The following is a 2,809-nucleotide window of genomic DNA, read 5'->3' as shown; positions in this document are numbered from 1 at the left end:
CATCGGCGGTGGCCTGCACCACCATCGCCACACTCAGCCCGCGCAGCAACGCGGCCAGCTGCGCGGCGAAGCCGTCCTCGCGCTCCATGCTGCGGGCATGGTCGGCCGCGGCCAGCGACATGCGCAGGGTGTGATCCCACAACAGCCGCGAGAAGCGGCCGCCGTCGCGGTCGGAGGGATTCATCACCGGCTGGATCAACGCCGCCGAGATGATCTGGCGGATGCCGTCGTTGCCCACCAGCGTCACCGCCCGCTCGATGCTCTGCACCTCGCGGCGCTGGAAGCGGTACAGCGGGCTGTTGGCGATCCGCAGCAGGTTGACCGCCAGCACCGGATCACTGCCGATAATGCGGCTGATCGAACGCGCCGAAGCGGTGCTGTCATTCACGCTCTGGATCAGCTGGGGCAGCAGTTGTGGACGGCGCGGCGTGTAGCGCGGCGACAGGTCCGCCCGTCCCAGCGTGGTGCTGACCTCGGTGAGCAGGGCCTGATGTGCCGGCCCCGGCGTTTCCTCGGGCAGCGCGGGCAGGCCCAGTGCCAGCACATGGAACTGCTGGCGCAATGCGCTCAGTGCAATGGGTTGCACCTGCGGCAATGACGCCTGCGGGCCGGTGTCGGAAGGTGACCGCGACGACCAGCGCGCAGGCAGCTTCCGGCCTCCGGCCAGACGCGCGATCAGAACCACTGCCAATGCAGCCGCGATGGCCGCCAGAATCACCATGTTCAACGTATGCGCCATCCGTGCAGAACCCCACCATCCCTATCGGCCGTGGCGGCAGCGAGTTGAGCAGAGCGCCGAACAACGCCCGGCGCCCAGGCAACCGGCCCCGGACAGGGCCGGCGTGACGCGGTGTTGCTTACTCTTCGACCTTTTCCAGGACGATCCCCATCGGGCCTTCCAGCGAACCGTCTTCCTTGATGGTGAAGTTCAATTGGGCATTGCCCTGCGGCAACTGCACTTTCAGCGACTGGCCGTCGCGTTCATAGCTCATCTTCTGTGACACGCCCATGGCTTCAACCGTCACCTCGCCATTGGACTGGAAGGCATAACGGGTGATCCCCAGCTGATCGCCATAGGTGCCGTTCAAACCCTGGCTACATGCAGACAACAGGCACAGTAGTGCCACGCCAAAAAGCTTTTTCATTGTTTTCCCCTGTGATGTGTAGATACCGCGCTTCCATACGCCGCTTCCGGCGCCGGCGATTCTGGCACATCAACGCTCGCTGGCGCCCGTCGTTACCGGTGTTTGCGTGGCGGTGGTGGGAACAACGCGGCGCACCAGCACCAGCGCGAATGTCAGCCCCGCACCGATGGTCAGCACCGCACCGGTGGCGAACGCGCTGGCCAGGCCGACCTGCGAGGCAATCAATCCGGCCACCACCATGCCCAGTCCGATGCCGACATCCAGCGCGGAGAAATAGGTGGCCACCGCGGTACCGCGCTGCGCATGCCCGCCCAGATTTACCATCATCGTCTGGTAGGCCGGATAGACCACGCCAAAGCCGAAGCCGACCAGCACGCCGGCGGCGTAATACAGCCCCGGCCCCGGCGCCATGGCCATCATCCCCAGCCCGGCCACAATCGCGGCGGTGCCGCCATGGGTGGCCCGCACCACGTTGCCGCCATCGATCAGCCGCCCGGAGAACGCACGCGAAACCATCATTCCCACCGCCATCAGGGTGAAGAAGATCCCGGTGTTGGCCGCACCCAGCTGCTTGCCATAGATCGCCGCGAACGCCAGCAGCATGCCGTAGCCCAGCCCGATCACCGCCAGATTCAACGCCAGTGGCAGACCCCGCACCAGCAGGAACCGGTCCAGCGACAGCACCGTTGCCGTGCCCCGGCGCTGCTTGTGTGATGAACGCACGCGGGTGGCCACCAGCAATCCGCCAATACCGGCGCCGATGGACACCTTGAAGATCAGCTCGAACGGATAGTGGTCCATCAGCCACAGCCCCACCATCGGCCCCAGCGCCATCGCCAGACTGCTCATCAGACCGAAAAAGCCGATGCCCTCCCCGCGGCGCACCGAGGGAATGATGTCGATCGCCTGGGTCGCCGCCGCCGTGCTGAGCACCGCGAAGGTCACGCCGATGCCCAGCCGCACGATCACGAAGGCCAGGACGGTATGCGCCAGCAGATAGCCGGACGTGAGCAGCACATACCCGGCCAGCGCCGCCAGGTAGGCATGTTTGGCATTGAATCGGTCGACGATGAAGCCGGAAAACGGCCGCACCAGCAGCGCGGCGATCACATAGCTGGAAAGAATGCCGCCCACCGTCGCTTCACCGATCTGCAGCTGCTCCACCAGGTGGAACGGCAACGTCGGCATCAACACGTAGAACGACAGGCCCATCAGGAAGTTGGCCAGGCACGCCAGCAGGAAACCCGGCGTCCACAGGACAGGTTTGAGCTCGGTCATATTGCAGCCAGTCTAGCCAGCGGCGCATGACCTGCCGCGGAACGCCCTGCGCCGGCCGCCCGAAGCGATGACGGCGCACCGCCGCTGCGCTTAAGCTGGCCGCCACCGCGCTGCCGGAGCCGCCCATGACCCGCCTGCTGATCGTGCTGTCGATGCTGCTGATGTCCACCGCCTGCACCCTTGCACGCACGAGTACGGCGGTCGCCGGCCGCGGTCATTTCGAAGCGCGCGAGCTGCCGTTCGAGGGCCGCCTGTTCCGCTACCAGGTCTTCGTTCCGGCCCGCCGGGATCCGTCCGGGACACCGGTCGTGCTGTTCCTGCATGGCTCGGGCGAGCGCGGCGACGATGGCCGCCGCCAGTTGCTGGCAGGGCTCGGCCCGTGGCTG

3 protein-coding genes and 1 pseudogene are annotated in these 2,809 nt (G+C 66.4%); 1 reads left to right on the top strand and 3 read right to left on the bottom strand.

The window, feature by feature from the left end; all coding sequences use genetic code 11:
* The 3 genes from JCM9942_RS13420 to JCM9942_RS13410 form a co-directional block, all read right to left on the bottom strand.
* Nucleotides 1-721: HDOD domain-containing protein (locus tag JCM9942_RS13420; protein ID WP_256202387.1), on the bottom strand; the 721-nt coding region annotated here is incomplete at its 3' end.
* 136 nt (nt 722-857) lie between these two features.
* Nucleotides 858-1,145 (bottom strand): hypothetical protein, encoded by a 288-nt coding sequence (locus JCM9942_RS13415; protein WP_145974306.1) that lies wholly within the window; start codon nt 1,143-1,145, stop codon nt 858-860.
* Nucleotides 1,146-1,214: 69 nt separating this feature from the next.
* The gene (locus JCM9942_RS13410) at nt 1,215-2,423 is read right to left on the bottom strand and encodes an MFS transporter (protein WP_054660290.1); all 1,209 of its coding nucleotides are present in this window, start codon (nt 2,421-2,423) and stop codon (nt 1,215-1,217) included.
* 125 nt (nt 2,424-2,548) lie between these two features.
* Here JCM9942_RS13410 and JCM9942_RS13405 point away from each other — a divergent pair.
* Nucleotides 2,549-2,809 (top strand): annotated as a pseudogene (locus JCM9942_RS13405) (phospholipase); the annotation flags it as partial.

The organism is Stenotrophomonas pictorum JCM 9942 (assembly GCF_001310775.1).
GTDB classification, from domain to species: domain Bacteria; phylum Pseudomonadota; class Gammaproteobacteria; order Xanthomonadales; family Xanthomonadaceae; genus Stenotrophomonas; species Stenotrophomonas pictorum.
Note: the sequence above shows the minus strand (reverse complement) of the source record. Positions and strands in the feature narration are given on the sequence as shown.

Coding starts and splice junctions, on each gene's coding strand:
- JCM9942_RS13415 (WP_145974306.1), bottom strand. CDS start 1,145: ATGAAAAAGCTTTTTGGCGTGGCACTACTGTGCCTGTTGTCTGCATGT.
- JCM9942_RS13410 (WP_054660290.1), bottom strand. CDS start 2,423: ATGACCGAGCTCAAACCTGTCCTGTGGACGCCGGGTTTCCTGCTGGCG.